This window comes from Marinifilum flexuosum (assembly GCF_003610555.1).
GTDB lineage: Bacteria > Bacteroidota > Bacteroidia > Bacteroidales > Marinifilaceae > Marinifilum > Marinifilum flexuosum.
In genome coordinates, this window is sequence record NZ_RAPQ01000009.1 from 466,708 (window position 1) to 481,885 (window position 15,178).

Sequence of the window (15,178 nt, forward strand, 5' to 3'; positions counted from 1 at the left end):
AAGATTTACAAATCAATTACTTGTAAAGAGCGTCGTCCGCTTCTTTAAGTTTTCTGAACTTCTCAGGCTCAGAAATCTCCATTCTTGCCAAAGCATCAGGATCGTTTTGCTCAAACCAAGCAAAAGTCTTTTCCTTGTTTTTACCTTCACCACCAGTTCCACCTTGGCCTCTTAACTCTGCCAACACATCAGTAATGCGTGTTTGACCACCTTCGCCACCTGTTGGTGTTCCTTCAAGGTCTAAGAAGTCAACAAACAAGTTAAAATCGGTGTCAGCCAATTTTCTTATCGACTTCTCGTTTTTTTCAGTCACTTTGCCCTTGGCTTTTCCAAGGTCAATAAGCTTGTCAACAGCTTGGCTTAAATCAGGCGATTGCCCGCCATCCTTTTGCAAGTTGTTAACCGCTTCCAATACGGCCTGCTCATTACTGTCTTCTGGCAAGCCCAACGCTGCAATTACAGTTTTCATTTTGCGTTCTTTTTTAGGTTTGTATTCATCGTTGAGTTTTGCCACAAGTGCCATTGGCTCAAGTGCCGCTAACTCTTTTTTTCTTCCTGTAACTATGATTTCATCAATAAAGCCCTCGGCAAGTGCTTCCTCTGCCGAATACCAGGTATCGGTCTTCAAAATCTTATTGATTTCTTCCTCAGATTTCCCACGCTTCATTAGCAAGCGCACAAGAATATCCTTAAGGGCCTTAAGTGCTTTTTGATCTTTCGCGGATAGATTCTTTACTTTTTCGCCATTCTCATCGGCGTAGTAAGGGGAGTGTAACATCAGCTTTGCATAGTCGTACATCTTAGGCTTATCGCCAAGCAAAGCTATAATACCAGCCATACTGGCAGCCACACCAACATTAATGGTACTTACAAACGAAGTGGCCCCCATAATATTAGCCACCACACTTAAACCCATTCCAATACTGCCACCAAAACCATTAATGTGTGCATTAATATTATCGAAATTTCTATCAAGCCAATTGAATTCGTGTGCCCAATGGTGTCCGTTAATCTCACCTTCCTGATCTCCCAATTCTCCAAAAAGGGAAATGGTTGCCACACTGGTTTCCTTGTTTTTAATCTTGGTAAATTCTAGCTCCATTATAGGTCTGTTAGTTTTGTTGATAAATGGTAATTCATCTGATTGTGTCGCAATTTGCGTACTCGTTTCAGTTCTCAAAATTCAATAGTTTTGGTGGGTTTATCAATTAATTGCGCATAGCTTGCGCCAATTGCAGCAAGCCTTTCCATCTTTTTCGTTATTCAGTTCGCGAATTGCGAATTTTACCACAAAAAAGAGAATGGAACTAACAAAAGAAGCGGCAATAGCACTCCTGTTTAAAGAGGGGTATGAGCAAAAAGATATAGCTAGAATCTTGAGGTTGAGCGAGGCAACAATTTCAAAACATGTTACCAAGGGCGACCTCCGAAAAAAGCGTTTAGACCATTCAATTAAAAGAACTACCTCCGAAGAAAATGCCCTTACCGCATTGGCACACCAAACCACGGTTATTCGAATGATATCCGAAAAGTTAGGCGAACAGCTTAACGACAGCCTAAACACCGAGGAACTTGGTAAACTATTAATCCCTAAAGGGGAAATCGATGCTGTTCAAAAGTTGTTTACAACGGTAAAGGGTAAGGAATTGGATTGGTCGGCTATTGTGCGGATTCTTCGTGAATTTTCTGTGTGGCTTAAAGAGGAAAATCTTGTAATGGCTCAAAATATTGTTGAACCTATCGACAAGTATTTAAATGAAAAACGCAAATCTCTTTAACTATGGATACAAAATGGAATGCGAAAGCTCGCAAAGAATTTGAAGCATGGCAAAGGGAGAAAGAAAGCATTCAGCGAGCCACTCCAATGGATCGGGAAACCGAGAGCCAAAAGAAAAAGCGAATCAAGGGTTTATTAAAGAGCTTTGATAAATTCGCCAAGTACTACTTTGGACATTTTATCGATTCTGATTTTGCCTACTTCCACAAGCGAGATACCAAAAAGATTATCGAAAACCCCGATATATTTGCAATGCTTGAGTATCCGCGTGAGCATGCAAAGTCAGTTATTTATGATGTAATATTGCCGCTTTTCCTTAAAGCAAATGGCGAGCTTACTGGTATGATGCTGGCAAGTGCCAACGAAAAAAAAGCTAAAATCTTATTGGGCGATGTTCAGGCCGAATTGGTATATAACAAGCGATACATAAACGATTTTGGCGAACAGTTCTCACTTGGTAACTGGCAAGATGGTTACTTTATTACTGCCGATGGTATTGGCTTTTGGGCCTTTGGTCGTGGGCAGTCGCCACGTGGTACAAGAAATGCCGAAAAGCGTCCCAATTATGGTGTATTCGATGATATCGACGATGCTGTTTTGGTAAAGAACGAGGAACGTGTTGACGAAACCCTCGATTGGATTTTAGGAGACTTTTATGGAGCCATGCCAAATACAGGCTCCCGCCTAATTGGTTTGGGTAACCGTATTCATAAAAAGAGTGTGGTGGCTAAAGTTGTGGGTGATATCGAGCCTGATGATCCTAAACGAAAAGACCTTTACCACTCTAAAGTGTTCGCTCTCGAAAATCCGAAAACACGCAAAAAGGATTTATCCGAAAAAGGGGTTCCCGCTTGGAAGGAAAGATACACCCGCGATCAAATCATTAAAAAGATGAATCGCCAAGGGTATCGAATCGGTTTGCGTGAGTTTTTTCATGAGCATATTGTGGTTGGTAAGATATTCCGCGAGGAGCATTTGCCATGGGTTAAAGTGTTACCAATATCTCAATACGACAAACTGATTACTTACAACGACCCATCTTACAAGGGTTCAAAAAAATCAGATTTCAAAAGTATTGTATTAATCGGCAAAACAGGCCGATACTACGATATCATTGCGGTATTCTGCCGTCAGTGCTCCACACCCGAAATGGTAAGGGGACATTACAACATTGGCGACCTGATACCAGGTAATCGGGTTTGTCGTCATTATATGGAGGCCAATTTTATTCAAGACTTAATGTTGGAAGAGTATTGGCGATTGGGTGAAGAGCGCGGCGAAACACTACGCATCAGGCCCGACCGACGCAAAAAGCCCGATAAAACCGCACGAATCGAAGACCTTACAGCCTTAACCGAACAGGGATTTATCAGGTTCAATCAAGCATTAAAACATAGTATTGATATGCAAGAATTGAGAAATCAATTTTTAGGTTTTCCAAGTGCTGAACACGACGACGGCCCCGATAGTGTTGAAGGTGGAATTTTTAAACTCGACAAGTTCAAAGGAAAAAACAAAGGCAACGGAAGTGGGAAAAGCGCAAGGATGGGTAAATCAGCCCGTCAGCATAGCAGATCAGCAATGTAATTTATTATTAATGTTTAACACCTCATATTGATGGATTTTTTAACTGAACAGGATTTTAAAGGCACTATTTCAACAACGGTTTTGAATAGGCTTCGCGGCGAGAATGATGAAAATCTGAATGAAGCCGAGCAATTGGCTATTAGTGAACTTGCCACCTTACGCGGGCGATTTGATATAGATGCTGAATTGGGGAAAGTAGGAGCACAGCGCAATGAAGAAATAAAGCGCATGATGGTTACCATTACAGTTTTCTATCTCTACAACACGGTTATTGATGATGAAATACCCGAGCGAGTGGATTCAAACTATACCAAAGAGGTAAAAGACATTCGTGCCATTTCCTCAGGTAAAATGCACACAACCCTTAAGCCATTAAAATCCAGCGATGGCACAAACAAAAGCAAATTTCGAAGCGGTGGCGATGCTCCACGCAATAATAGCATATTCTAAAATTGGTTAAGCATGGGATTATTAGATAGATTATTAAACAAGTCAACAGATTCAAAGCAGACTGCGCCAGCTAAAAATAGCAAACGCATGAGTAATGAGGTAAACAAGCCACAGCCCGATCGTGTTGTTATGGAAATTGGCAATTTAAACGATGCTGTTGACGAGGCTCAAGATACAAGTAACCCATCGTGGGAAAAGTTGTATTTGATTTACAAAAAAGCGGTTAAGGATGGGCAGGTTATTACTCAATCTCAAACCGCTGTTAACAAATTACAGGCAGCTCCTTTTGTTGTGGAAATTGATAAAAAAGAGGTTGAAGATCTTACCAAGCTATTTTGTAAACCTTGGTTTGCTCAATGGATTAAGATTTGCTTTGAAGCCGAAAAGTGGGGCTACACAGTTGTTGAGTTTGGACAACAAGATGAGAATGGCGAGTTCCTTGGCTGCAAGGTTTTCCCGCGCACCAACATTTACCCATTCAATCGCAATATTATAATTGAGAGTACCGATACTTCCGGCATTCCTCTTGGCGATGATCCTGAGGCGCTTTTTCTTTTCGAAATGGGAGAAACCGACGACATTGGTTTACTTGAAGCAATCAGCAGAGAGGTAATTTTAAAAGGGTTTTCTCGTGGCGATTGGGCACAGCATTCCGAAAAATGGGGAGCACCTCGCGTTATTTACAAAACCGATTCCGACGACGAAACCGAGTTGGATAAAAAGGAACGTGCGGCTGCTAACTTTTCGCGTAATGGATACATGATTGTTGACTCCGATGACGTGATTGAAACCTTGGAAGATTCGAGCGCCGGGAGCGGACATTTGATTTACAAGGATAATGTTGAAGTGTGCAATCAGGAAATTGCCAAAATGATCAACGGACAAACAGGAACATCCGACGAAAAGGCTTATGTTGGTGCTGCCGAGGTTCACGAAGGCATACTGGATGATTACCACGCCAGTAGATTGCGCCGTATTTCCAATGTCATCAACTTTGAGTTATTCCCATTCTTGCGCTACCACGGTTATCCAATTCCTGATAATGCTGAGTTCCGCTTTCCACAGCTCGACCCAAAAACCGCAAAGGAAAAAGACGATGCAGTGGTAGATGATCCAGACGAGGGTGGTAAAAAAAAAAGCCCGGTAGATCAGTATCCTTGGCAAACGTAAAGGCCGAAAGCAACCCGCTCGAATCCTGGTTAAAAAGATTCTTTAAAGGTATTGCAGGTGTCGATTACGAAATGTGGCTACTCAATTTCGAAAGCTTGGTAAAATCGATTGAAGAGGCGGGCCTTGAATTTACCACCGATTACCAATATGTCCAACTGGCTGAGGAACTAAGGGCAAATGCAGCAAGCTTTGCAGCATTTAAAAACCACAACGAACAGGCGGCCTTACGCGATTTACTAACAGACAAGGATGGCAAGCCAGTAAGTTGGAACGAATTTAAAAAGGCAGCTCAGCCAATTACCGAGCAATACAACAAAAGGTGGCTAAAGACTGAATACGATCAGGCGGTGGCTAATGCTCAAATGGCTGTAAAATGGGAAGGATTTGCCGAAAATGCCGACTTGTATCCAAATTTGGAATACCGAGCGGTTGGCGATAGCAAAACACGCCCTGAACATGCCAAGCTCGACGGCACCGTTTTGCCAATTACCGACAAGTTTTGGAACAAATATTATCCGCCAAACGGTTGGGGCTGCCGTTGTTCAGTTACACAAACCGACAAGGAACCAACCAAGGAACCCGAGGCAGATAAGCCAGACAAAGGCTTTGATTTCAATCCGGGTATCGACAAAAAACTCTTTGCAGATAGCAACGGATATCAAGCCGATGTTGACAAAAAAGAGTCTAAACAAATCACGGATCAGGCAAATAAATTTTTAACTCAATATCTAAAGGAGGATTAAAATGCTTGGATGTTACACTCATAAAAGATGTACTAAGTGTGGACTTGAGAAGAAACTACAATAAACATTTCTCCCCTTTTAGGGGAGATGCCGACAGGCAGAGGGGTGCTATTGTTAATTACTCATTATTAATTACTCATTGCAATGAATAACAGCTTTCAACGAAAACTAAGGCAAATTGAAACACGCATACCTCAAATGGTAAGGCGCTTGCCCAATATTGCCAAAGTTGAGGGGCTTGATTTCATTCACGATAATTTTAAACATCGTGGCTTCGAAACATCGCCGGGTAAATACAAAAAGTGGAAAAGCCGTAAACGCTCCACTTTGCGCAATTACACCAAAGGCAAAAGGCGAGGCAAACAGCACGGCATGTTGCAAAAAACTGGCAAGCTTCGCCGCTCATGGGATAACGAAACCACATCAACAGCCACGCAGGTAGCCTTTACAAGTTCATTGCCTTACGCAGCCGTTCACAACGAAGGATTAAAAGCAGGTAGACCTCCGGGCTTTAAAATGCCCGAGCGCGAAATGATAGGCCCAAGTGCAGCCATAGACTCTCGCATAGGAAACAAGCTAGACAAACTAGCCGACGACATATTCAAATAATCTGTAGAGACGCACTGTCGTGCGTCTTTACGCAACACACAAACCAATGTTAAACAACATTTACAAAGACATTAAAGGCCAATTAAACACCATTTCAGCAGGTGAAGATTGCCAATGGTACAATGTACAATACGAGGAAGCGGGTTGGCCTTTCCGAGTTGGATTTTTTATCGAATTTCCCGATAAATTACAATTCGACGATATCAGTAAAATGAAACGCCGAGCTCCTGTCAGAATTCGCGTACATGTGTACACACAAAACATTCTTAAAAATGGTGAAGGCATTCCCGATGCCGAGGTAGATGCTCACGAAGCTGTTGCCTCTGAGGTTCAAGATATGTTAGACCAACACATCCCACAACGCGAGGGCGAAAACTTAACCGACAAGTTGATTTTAAGGGGTTGGCAACATTGGCACCGCTACAAAGGTTGGATGATTACGATGCTCGATTTTGAATGTAAGAAGTTATTATAAAATTCCTAAGAAATACAAAGCGGCAAGTATAGCAATCAACACAAGGCCATAAAGTACATTGCTGTGAATTCGTTTTGATAGGTTTCTTTTATAATTGTTCATATCCGAAAGATACTAAAAAAGGCTACCGTTTTGGTAGCCTTTTGTTTTAGTCTAAACTTTTATTTATTTCTATGAGCTTTTCAATATCTATGGATACAGTTTTCTTTTTCCCATTTTGAAGTTCAATAAACCCCTTAACGTTTCTAGTCTTTTGTTCAAATATTGTATCCTCTAAGTCGAATGCCTCAAAAAAAGCCACAGCCATCTGGCCACCTTCCAAACTATTACAATTCTTTAAAAGCAATCTTGGAGCCTCATTTAAAGGTGCAAAGGCTCCTAATATTGGATAATTCTTTTCTACGTCAAAAACATGATTTGGTATATCTTCATTAAGATCAAGCATTTTAACAGGTATTTGCTTGCCGTTAAATATGAATCCAAATGATTTTATATAGGTTTTCTTTGAACCTAAATTTACAGCTATAAGATCGACTGAATTTTGTATCACACCATCCATTGTAATCAATCTTATTTCAAGATTAGCTTTAATTCTAGTTCTATTTTGAAAATACATACCCGCAATAAAAATGCCCACAGGTATAACTGCGGACATTAAGTATTTCCAGTTTGTTGTTAAAAAATCAAGGATTTCCATACTACAACTTACTTTTTAATTCATCAGCCTTATCATTCACACGCTTATTTTTCATCTCTGCCAGTTTATCGGCGTGACTTTGTGGCACAATGTCAATCCAAACATCGTAGTTGTCACGAATCGATTTCATAACATTAGGCATACGCACAATCACAAACTTTTGTGTTGCCTTACTACGCATTATAATACAATACGAATCACCATCCATAAGGCTAGGTTTAGGCCAAAAAACATGTTCCTTTTCGGTTTCGTATCCGGCTGCCGTAAAAATGTCTTTAATTTCCTTCAGCAATAACTCAGTATTCCCTCTATCCAAATACATTTTCATTGGCTGAGCTTGTGGATACATAGATACCTGACACAAACCATCGGCACCAAATTCACAATTAAAAGGAGTAGCAATAAATTCCCAACCACCTATTTCAATTCTGTGGTTTTCCTTATTGGCTTTAAAGGCCGTTTTAGCCTCTTTTTTAGTCATTCCAAAATAGTAATCGCCAAAGGCTTTTTGTTGAGCATTTGCCCCAAAAGAAAGGGCAAAAATTGCGATTAATAGTAATAGCTTTTTCATGAGTTGTGATATTAAATATTTTAAACCTTTACTAACTCCGCATCAAGTTCCTTCAATTCTTTGCGGGCGTTAATACTTAAATAATTGGTAAGCGTACGTTGTGAAATTCGCCAGTTCGGATAAATTAAATTCTCGTATATCCACTTTTGCGTGTGGTTATCACGATGCTTTAAATAAACTTCCTGTATTTCCAAAACAGTAATTAAGTAGTTTCGTCGGTTGTACGCCATTTCTTAGGGTCTTTTTGTAAATATAATAATTTGTTTTGTGTAGAGACGCATGGCAATGCGTCTCTTTTATCGATTTTCTTTTTTCACCACCCTTCAAATTCAGGTAAATTAACAAATTCATCATTGTTCATTTCTTCAAACGAAACCGTAAACTTTTCGCCTGCCTCCATGTTCTCTAATTCGTGTACTATTCCATCCAAATCATGAGTGATAAATTCGTTTGTTCCGTTGGATAGTTTATAAACTTCAATTGTTCCTATTTTTGCCATTTCCTTGTTGTTTTGATTTTTAATTAATGAAAAAACATAACCGATCTGCTTTGGCTTTCTCAATTCTTTTATAAAGTCAATTTCATCACCTGTGTTGCAATAACCAATTACTTTCGGACTACTTGCATACATAGGCTCAGCCTTTACATTAACTCCAAGTTCACTAAGTTGCTGTAAAACCTTATCAGGATTTTCTAAACCAACAATTCCATAGGTTTTATCAGCCACCAATTGAATACTCATATGAACTATCATGGCGTAAAATTGGCCCGAAACTCTACATTTACCCAAGTGAACACTTTTACCTTTGGGCGGGCTTGTCGTTCTGTCTTTTTTTGGTTGATGCATCATTGTTTTCTTTTAATGCCTGTGCCGTTAAAGCTAACTTTGCACAGCCTATTTCTACTTCAAAAACCGTAAACCCTTCAATGCTTGGCAACAGCACGAATGCTTTTCGTTCTTGCTGTTGATCTGCAAACATTTCTTTTAGTCTTTCAGGATCTATTATCTCTTTGTTTGCCATCTTACTTCTTTATTATATACCGTTCAAAATAGATTATCATTTGAAAGCTGCCGAGGCAAAAAGCTACGCTTACTTTAAACCCTTCAGGAACAATTCTACATACAATTGCTGTTATTGTAGCGGTAATAATTACAAACCTGATTACGTGCCAAGCGCTCGGCTCACTCTTCTTTTTATTCCTCATATCAATCACTTAATCGTTGAAGAAACAAAAGCCCCTTTTTAATTGCCTTTTTAGGCTTAATATGACCATCTGTATAAAACACCTTTTTGTAGCTCTTACCGTAGCCAGTGTAAACCTCAACTGAGTAATCGGTCATTCGTTGGTAAGTAATTGAGCAATTCAGGTTCCTTGCCTTGCATTCCTCCATTAACTTTTTCGCCTTTTTCATTATTAATTACTAATTGTTAATTATTAATTGGCACCGGAAGCGTGCCTTCCGGGAAAACCCACATCCAATAAATATTAAAATCGTCTACCATTTCACTCTCGGCAGGGTAGTACTCAACCGCCACGGCTTCCTCTCCAAATATCTTGTTTTTGATATTCTGCATTTCGGCCCAATGGTTTCGAATTGGAGTATCAGAATGATTTTGTACCATGGCACGAATTGCCGTGCCTTTATCGGTTTGGGCATTGTCGTTAATCATTACCGTGTACCAATTGTTTCTAAACGCTCGTGTCATCCACTCAGGAGCATCCCCCAAGGCTTTTACATCAACCTCGGCAAAGGCTTCCTGTGGATAACGCATTTGGTTTTTTCCTACTTTCTTTCTTAGTCTATCGTGTTTTCTTGTCATTTTATTTGTTGTTAAGTTTTTTGTATTTAAGAAATAAGGCTTTCATGTCTTTTAGTTTAATATCAGCCTTCTTAACATTTCGTCTAATTCCTTCCAGTGGGTGTATGAAGTTTACTGGCTCGAAGATGTCATCTAAGCCATACATTTCAACATTTTCAATTCCATCACATGTGTTAGTATCATGAATGCGTAATCCTACATGAGTATGGCACACCTCAAGTGTCATACAGAACTTTCTATTAAAGTCCTCAAGTGAATCTTCAAACACAAGTCTGGCAAGCTCTGAAACTTGCCTCTTCAGACCGTTTCTAAGCTCTTTGATTTCTTTTGCTTCTTTTTCAGTTCGTGTCATGCTTTTCTAACTTTTAGAGTTATGAATTTTTAAGCCCAGGATACATCCATACTAACAGCACTTACCCATTTATGTGTTAATTTTTTTTTCGACTCATATTGATTAGACTCTTCTTTATAATGGGAAATGGTAAGCCCTGAGTACCTTCGAAACCACCTAAAGGCTACACGTGCCTCGTCGAAATTGGTGTTATAATCGTCGCTTATCTTAAAGCGATAGATAAATTCACCTTTGTTTGCCGTATCCTTAATGTTTTTATTCATTCTTCGAATAAGAGCAAACACATGCTTTTTAAACTTCTTACGATTGTACTTACTAGCAGTACTCTTAAGTTTTTTTGTATTTGTTAGTTTTAATCTTTTAAACATTTCTTTTAGAGTTGTAATTAATTATCTCAAATCCAGTTCTTTTAAATCTTTTGGGGTGGCTTTTTGCCAAAGTGTAAAGGATGGTGAAACTGTTGAGTCTATGGTGTCAACATATTCAAACTCCCTTTCGACATACAGTACCAATGAACCCCAAAAGTTTGAGCGAAACTCGTAATTCCCTGTCAGTTCTAATGCTCGTTTTACTGCTCTCATGGTAGGATCTCTTTTTTACAGTTCTGACACATATCCGAATCAGATGTGAACATGATTACTTTTGTACTTCCACAATGCGGACACACTTTTTTAAGAGTAATATTGTTCTTGCTGGCGTAATGCTTAAGTTGAATAAATGCAACGTTCATTTCCAAGCATTGCCCATACTCATCTTTATAGTTGCACAATTCCAATTGATCAAGACAATCTTGTAAGTTTTCAAAGACTTTTGGTGTTCCTCCATTTCTACCAACCATCAAAAGCGATAAAGCCTTATTAAACTTTGCAGCAAATTCCTTGTCTGATTCGAATTTATCTTTTACAGCCTTCTTAGAATAAGAAACAATACTAACGTCACGTTCTAGCAACCAAGCAATATCCTGATGAGTAAAACCTTTCAGTTTGTTCAAAAGAACCGCCGATACCTGACGAGCATCAGCAACAGGACGGTATTTTGTGCGGGTGAAAATTGCATTAAAATCAACCTTAAATACGTCAGCAATCACGCGTATAATATATTTACTATCGGTATTGCCTAAAAATTGAAATTCTGTCGGAAAAGTTCGTTTCATGCTACTTCTTTTTTAAGTTCAGCCTCACGAACACGCCCACACATAACACAAGCCTCGTAACCTTTTACAACCACAAGTGTCTCGTCGCATTCGCAATCGTGTAATCTTGGGTTAACATCCTCAATGGTAAGAATTCGCATGCCAATACGCTCAGCAAAATCTCTCTCAATTCTTGCTCCGGGGCTTTCTTGCCAACCCGGTAACATTAAAATGGCTTGGCAGTCTAACAGATCATTAAGACACTTAATCATAGCTTTGCCCCAATCTTCATCGGGCTTAACGTTTTCGGTTGGATTTACTGCCTGAAAGGCATCCTTTACTAATATTTGCGCAGCCATAAACTGTGCTCTTACCTTTCCAGTAGGTTGGTTACTTACAGGGCCACTTAAATAGCATTTTGCTTTCATTTAATTGTTGTTTAAAGGGTATTTATATAGTATTCGGCAAATCGTTTGTCACCTTTTGTAATGGTGCGAGAGGCAATGGGTAGTTTATCCTTGCGGAGGTCGTTAATTCGGGCGGCTAATCGCATACACCCGAATTTTTCTAAAGCTGAGAGGGCGGTTAATGTGCCGCCACTCTCTAAATATTGCTTAATCTGTTGCGTCTGCGTTGCTTTCCCCATCGTCTTGTTCATTAATGGTTGGAATACTCGGTAAACTCAACTTAATTACCTCGTCTTTCCCTGTATCTGCGTTTTTGGTGTAAAAGCTCACTGAGTAAGCAATCAACCTCACCTCATGCGATTCTTTAAACAACTGAATGGCTTTAACCCAACGCGGATCATTAAAACGATTCTCTTCCTTTATTAACTGATTAATATTTGCAGGGTTAAATTTTCCAGATTTACCACGTTCTAATAGAAGTGTAATCAACTCATAACTATCTTTATCACGTTTCTTAACCATGTGCTTAAGAAATTCACGCAATTGTTGTTCAGCAATGTCAGCCCTTTCGTCGTAATCGGCCTGAGTATTGCGGTCGTAACTTACTTTGTATTCACCATCGCTAGTGCGTAAGGAAAAACCGCCTTTACTGGTTGAACGAACATCGCCATAAGCTTTTGCTTGTTCGTAAAAAGCATCAAGCTTTTGAATGCTTTCGCTTTTAAACTCTTTCATCATTTGATGAATGTATAGGGCAGCGCTGCACATCTTTTTCACCAAATCGTCACGATTGCCTTCGTACTTTTGCTTGGCTTTTTCAGCATCTTTCTTTTCTTTAGCTTCTCTTCTTTCAAGTTCAGCTTTTAACTCTTCTTTGCTTAATTCTTTTACATCCATTGTTACTTCTTTTTATTTGGTTTTTGATTCAATTTATTTTGTATTTGATCGGCTACTTTTGCAAGGCCATTAAACTGTTTTGGAGTAATGCCCATTTTCTTAAGGTCTGCTTTGCATTGCTCAAGATTAACAGAGCCATCTTTATTCTTGGTTGAGGTAGCAACACCTCCGATAATTCCAATCACATTTCTAATGGCTTTTGCTGTGTCTTTACTAACTGTTAATTGCATAGGTGCTTGTTTTTGATTTGCTTAAATGTTCTTTCGATAACTCGCTTGGTTTCGAGGCTTTCAGGAGCAATCATTTTCTTTATTTTGGCCTCGGTTACTTTCTCGAATAATTCAGAGGCTTTTACATATTTGCCATCAATCACAACAGCATCCTCGTCAACTTTTACCCATTCGTCCCGGTTGTGATATCCTTTTTCAAATCGTCCGAACTCTCGAGTGACTACTTGAAATCCATTATCCCGGAAGAACTTTTTTATCTCGTCGGGCGTAAAAAATACTTTTAGTATCATCATTCTTTGTTGTTTGTTTATTGGTTAGTATTGTTAGTGCATCTTCAACCAAATCCATGGTGATAACATGGTTATCCATTACAAAATCTACTTCGGTTTGGCTTGGTATTTTTTTAGCGCCTTCCTGTAAAATGGTGTAGGCTTCCATGCTGTGCTTAGGCAATCGCAAAAACTTACGATCTACCACTTGCCACTCGCGTCGCCACCAGTTCCACCAAATTTTAGAGTGTCGAAATACATTGGTAAACTTTTGCGCTTGCTCCTCAATGCATCCGCTATCCTGTATCATTTGTTGTGTGCGCTTAGCCAAATAGGCACATCCATACTCGTACATCATTTCGTTATAAGTGTCGGAGCTAATGCCTAGTGCCTTGCAAATTTTGTTTTCGGTTGATGCCATTAGTTACAGAGTATTAGAGTATTTAAAATTTCTTCTTTAGCTTCATTCGATGCTGCATTTACCTGTTGTTTGTTTCTAAACTCGTAGTAAATAGCTCTCAATTTCGATAGAGGGATTTGATTAAAACTTTTGGTTCCCGCAGCTCTACAAGCAATCGACTTAATGGTATTGATATCATGCTCGATTGAACACTTTCTAAGCCACCCGCCAATCGATGCAATTACTCGCTTTCTTTGTCGATCACCTTCAGGATTGGCTTGCTTTTCCAAAATGCGAATGATGTATTTCAACTGCGATTCGCTTAAATCGGCAGAGCTTTCAACATCAAAACTTGAGAGTAAAGCGGTCTTTTCTTCGCCGCTCATACCTGCCTTTGCACATGTGCTGTGAAACTTTCTTAATAATTGCTTTTTTAATGTATCAGTACTCATGACTTGTTTATTGTAAATGATAATCAGCTGCGCCCTCTTCCCAAATCACGTAAGGCTCGCCACCGCCGTAACGGCTAATCGGGAATGCCTTGTATCCTTCAACTCGTATTTTCACGAAAGCGTCGAACTTAACCGAAACGGCAACCCTTGAAGCGGGTTTTTTACCGTCCGCATGAGAGATGTAAACGAATAGTTTCTTTGGAAACATCGATCTTAAATCAAGTGTGTCCTGGTATTTCATTCCTGTATATTGAAGCGAATCAATAATTACCACATCAGGACTTTTTCTTTTCTGTAATCGTTCAATCAGTTGATCTATTGGCTCGGCATCAAGTAGTATTACTCTTCGCTTTACTTCCTCCATTCCTGTTCTCATAAAGGCGTTTTTCATACTCAGCGATGCGCCTTCCTCTAATGAATCGTAAGCCACTTTTTTACCTAGTGTCGCAAAATATTTTGTCAGCTGTAGTGCAAAACTGGTTTTTCCATTTCCCGATTCTCCCCACACAATCCAAGCGCCAGTTAATTCGGGTTCTCCAACAAATGCTTTCCACGCACCATCAAATGGCAAAGTGTTGTATTTCTTGGTGTATATCTCAGATACAGTTACAGCTCGTTTTCTTTTTAGGGTCGTAGTAGTCATTAGTATTTTAGGTTCGTCCAGTGAATTAATTTTCCTTTAAATCCTTCCATAAAATATTGGTCGAACTGAGCCAAGTATGAAAAACCATCATTCCAAGCAAGTTCATACATTTCATTTCGGCTAAGTCGTCTACCATCTATAATCACAATCAAATCGTTGACATATTCAGTAGGGTAAATGATTTCGATATCCTGAACCGAAACACAAGTCATTACCGGGGCAAACTGTAGGTAGTTCTTAGTTCGGTTATTGATTACGAAATGGATTTTATTGCCGGGCTTCCACCTGTTTTTGGCATCAACACGAATGGTGTGTATTTTTGGTCTAAATTGTTCAACCATTTCAGGTATCATCCAGTCACCGTTTTCAACCTCAGGAGCAATCATTTCCGCCAATCGTTCTAAAGTTGAGTCAGGCAAATCCTCACAACCAGTACAAGCAAGAATCTTTTCTACAAAATAGGTGGGAGTTCCACTTGGAAACTTTGTCATAAA

General features: G+C 39.5%; 28 protein-coding genes. 7 read left to right on the plus strand and 21 right to left on the minus strand.

Features of this window, described 5'->3' with window-relative positions:
• Positions 1 to 16 precede the first annotated feature (16 nt).
• Complete coding sequence (locus tag BXY64_RS11775) at positions 17 to 1,180, minus strand: Clp protease ClpP (protein ID WP_147375978.1); 1,164 nt, start codon at positions 1,178 to 1,180, stop codon at positions 17 to 19.
• A gap of 121 nt (positions 1,181 to 1,301) precedes the next feature.
• Here BXY64_RS11775 and BXY64_RS11780 point away from each other — a divergent pair, with 121 nt between their 5' ends.
• The 7 genes from BXY64_RS11780 (at position 1,302) to BXY64_RS11810 (ending at position 6,811) form a co-directional block, all read left to right on the plus strand.
• Complete coding sequence (locus BXY64_RS11780) at positions 1,302 to 1,778, plus strand: helix-turn-helix transcriptional regulator (RefSeq protein WP_120240194.1); 477 nt, start codon at positions 1,302 to 1,304, stop codon at positions 1,776 to 1,778.
• 2 nt (positions 1,779 to 1,780) lie between these two features.
• The gene (locus tag BXY64_RS11785; RefSeq protein WP_120240195.1) at positions 1,781 to 3,364 is read left to right on the plus strand and encodes a hypothetical protein; all 1,584 of its coding nucleotides are present in this window, start codon (positions 1,781 to 1,783) and stop codon (positions 3,362 to 3,364) included.
• Positions 3,365 to 3,394: 30 nt separating this feature from the next.
• Complete coding sequence (locus BXY64_RS11790; RefSeq protein WP_120240196.1) at positions 3,395 to 3,814, plus strand: DUF1320 family protein; 420 nt, start codon at positions 3,395 to 3,397, stop codon at positions 3,812 to 3,814.
• Between the two features lie 12 nt (positions 3,815 to 3,826).
• On the plus strand, positions 3,827 to 4,984 hold the full coding sequence (locus BXY64_RS11795) for a phage portal protein family protein (protein ID WP_120240197.1): 1,158 nt from the start codon (positions 3,827 to 3,829) through the stop codon (positions 4,982 to 4,984).
• Positions 4,972 to 5,727: a phage head morphogenesis protein gene (locus tag BXY64_RS11800; protein ID WP_147375979.1), complete on the plus strand. Its 756-nt coding sequence runs from the start codon at positions 4,972 to 4,974 to the stop codon at positions 5,725 to 5,727. Before BXY64_RS11795 ends, BXY64_RS11800 begins: the two co-directional genes overlap by 13 nt.
• Positions 5,728 to 5,925: 198 nt before the next feature.
• Positions 5,926 to 6,336: a phage virion morphogenesis protein gene (locus BXY64_RS11805; RefSeq protein ID WP_120240522.1), complete on the plus strand. Its 411-nt coding sequence runs from the start codon at positions 5,926 to 5,928 to the stop codon at positions 6,334 to 6,336.
• Positions 6,337 to 6,382: 46 nt separating this feature from the next.
• A complete protein-coding gene (locus BXY64_RS11810; RefSeq protein ID WP_120240199.1) occupies positions 6,383 to 6,811 on the plus strand; it encodes a hypothetical protein in 429 nt (142 codons plus the stop codon).
• Between the two features lie 148 nt (positions 6,812 to 6,959).
• Here BXY64_RS11810 and BXY64_RS11815 read toward each other — a convergent pair whose 3' ends face one another.
• From BXY64_RS11815 to BXY64_RS11910, 20 genes are all read right to left on the minus strand, one after another.
• Entirely contained in the window at positions 6,960 to 7,508 is a 549-nt protein-coding gene (locus tag BXY64_RS11815) for a hypothetical protein (protein WP_120240200.1), read from the minus strand.
• Between the two features lies 1 nt (position 7,509).
• Entirely contained in the window at positions 7,510 to 8,079 is a 570-nt protein-coding gene (locus BXY64_RS11820) for a hypothetical protein (RefSeq protein ID WP_120240201.1), read from the minus strand.
• Positions 8,080 to 8,099: 20 nt separating this feature from the next.
• Entirely contained in the window at positions 8,100 to 8,309 is a 210-nt protein-coding gene (locus BXY64_RS21220; protein WP_147375980.1) for a hypothetical protein, read from the minus strand.
• Positions 8,310 to 8,392: 83 nt separating this feature from the next.
• Positions 8,393 to 8,926 (minus strand): hypothetical protein, encoded by a 534-nt coding sequence (locus BXY64_RS11825; protein ID WP_170150641.1) that lies wholly within the window; start codon positions 8,924 to 8,926, stop codon positions 8,393 to 8,395.
• Positions 8,880 to 9,101, minus strand: a complete 222-nt coding sequence (locus tag BXY64_RS11830) for a hypothetical protein (RefSeq protein ID WP_120240203.1) — start codon at positions 9,099 to 9,101, stop codon at positions 8,880 to 8,882. Before BXY64_RS11830 ends, BXY64_RS11825 begins: the two co-directional genes overlap by 47 nt.
• Before the next feature lie 185 nt (positions 9,102 to 9,286).
• Positions 9,287 to 9,493, minus strand: a complete 207-nt coding sequence (locus BXY64_RS11840; RefSeq protein ID WP_120240205.1) for a hypothetical protein — start codon at positions 9,491 to 9,493, stop codon at positions 9,287 to 9,289.
• A 16-nt stretch (positions 9,494 to 9,509) separates the two neighbouring features.
• A complete protein-coding gene (locus BXY64_RS11845) occupies positions 9,510 to 9,902 on the minus strand; it encodes a DUF7694 domain-containing protein (protein WP_120240206.1) in 393 nt (130 codons plus the stop codon).
• Position 9,903: 1 nt separating this feature from the next.
• Positions 9,904 to 10,254 carry a hypothetical protein gene (locus BXY64_RS11850; protein WP_120240207.1) on the minus strand — a complete coding sequence of 117 codons (351 nt, stop codon included), beginning with the start codon at positions 10,252 to 10,254 and terminating at the stop codon, positions 9,904 to 9,906.
• 29 nt (positions 10,255 to 10,283) lie between these two features.
• Positions 10,284 to 10,622 carry a hypothetical protein gene (locus BXY64_RS11855; protein ID WP_120240208.1) on the minus strand — a complete coding sequence of 113 codons (339 nt, stop codon included), beginning with the start codon at positions 10,620 to 10,622 and terminating at the stop codon, positions 10,284 to 10,286.
• Between the two features lie 21 nt (positions 10,623 to 10,643).
• Positions 10,644 to 10,835 carry a hypothetical protein gene (locus tag BXY64_RS11860; protein WP_120240209.1) on the minus strand — a complete coding sequence of 64 codons (192 nt, stop codon included), beginning with the start codon at positions 10,833 to 10,835 and terminating at the stop codon, positions 10,644 to 10,646.
• Positions 10,832 to 11,407, minus strand: a complete 576-nt coding sequence (locus BXY64_RS11865) for a helix-turn-helix domain-containing protein (RefSeq protein WP_120240210.1) — start codon at positions 11,405 to 11,407, stop codon at positions 10,832 to 10,834. The genes BXY64_RS11860 and BXY64_RS11865 overlap by 4 nt, the downstream gene beginning before the upstream one ends.
• The gene (locus BXY64_RS11870; RefSeq protein WP_120240211.1) at positions 11,404 to 11,814 is read right to left on the minus strand and encodes a DUF4406 domain-containing protein; all 411 of its coding nucleotides are present in this window, start codon (positions 11,812 to 11,814) and stop codon (positions 11,404 to 11,406) included. Before BXY64_RS11870 ends, BXY64_RS11865 begins: the two co-directional genes overlap by 4 nt.
• Before the next feature lie 11 nt (positions 11,815 to 11,825).
• Positions 11,826 to 12,044: a helix-turn-helix domain-containing protein gene (locus BXY64_RS21710; RefSeq protein WP_120240212.1), complete on the minus strand. Its 219-nt coding sequence runs from the start codon at positions 12,042 to 12,044 to the stop codon at positions 11,826 to 11,828.
• Positions 12,001 to 12,690 carry a DUF3164 family protein gene (locus tag BXY64_RS11880; protein WP_120240213.1) on the minus strand — a complete coding sequence of 230 codons (690 nt, stop codon included), beginning with the start codon at positions 12,688 to 12,690 and terminating at the stop codon, positions 12,001 to 12,003. Before BXY64_RS11880 ends, BXY64_RS21710 begins: the two co-directional genes overlap by 44 nt.
• A gap of 2 nt (positions 12,691 to 12,692) precedes the next feature.
• The gene (locus BXY64_RS11885) at positions 12,693 to 12,920 is read right to left on the minus strand and encodes a hypothetical protein (RefSeq protein ID WP_120240214.1); all 228 of its coding nucleotides are present in this window, start codon (positions 12,918 to 12,920) and stop codon (positions 12,693 to 12,695) included.
• Positions 12,911 to 13,213 carry a hypothetical protein gene (locus BXY64_RS11890; protein ID WP_147375982.1) on the minus strand — a complete coding sequence of 101 codons (303 nt, stop codon included), beginning with the start codon at positions 13,211 to 13,213 and terminating at the stop codon, positions 12,911 to 12,913. The genes BXY64_RS11885 and BXY64_RS11890 overlap by 10 nt, the downstream gene beginning before the upstream one ends.
• Entirely contained in the window at positions 13,155 to 13,610 is a 456-nt protein-coding gene (locus BXY64_RS11895) for a hypothetical protein (RefSeq protein ID WP_120240216.1), read from the minus strand. The genes BXY64_RS11890 and BXY64_RS11895 overlap by 59 nt, the downstream gene beginning before the upstream one ends.
• Positions 13,610 to 14,041 carry a hypothetical protein gene (locus BXY64_RS11900; protein ID WP_120240217.1) on the minus strand — a complete coding sequence of 144 codons (432 nt, stop codon included), beginning with the start codon at positions 14,039 to 14,041 and terminating at the stop codon, positions 13,610 to 13,612. The genes BXY64_RS11895 and BXY64_RS11900 overlap by 1 nt, the downstream gene beginning before the upstream one ends.
• A 7-nt stretch (positions 14,042 to 14,048) precedes the next feature.
• On the minus strand, positions 14,049 to 14,684 hold the full coding sequence (locus tag BXY64_RS11905) for a P-loop NTPase family protein (protein ID WP_120240218.1): 636 nt from the start codon (positions 14,682 to 14,684) through the stop codon (positions 14,049 to 14,051).
• Positions 14,684 to 15,175, minus strand: coding sequence for a hypothetical protein (locus tag BXY64_RS11910; protein WP_120240219.1), 492 nt, complete (start codon positions 15,173 to 15,175; stop codon positions 14,684 to 14,686). Before BXY64_RS11910 ends, BXY64_RS11905 begins: the two co-directional genes overlap by 1 nt.
• Positions 15,176 to 15,178 lie beyond the last annotated feature (3 nt).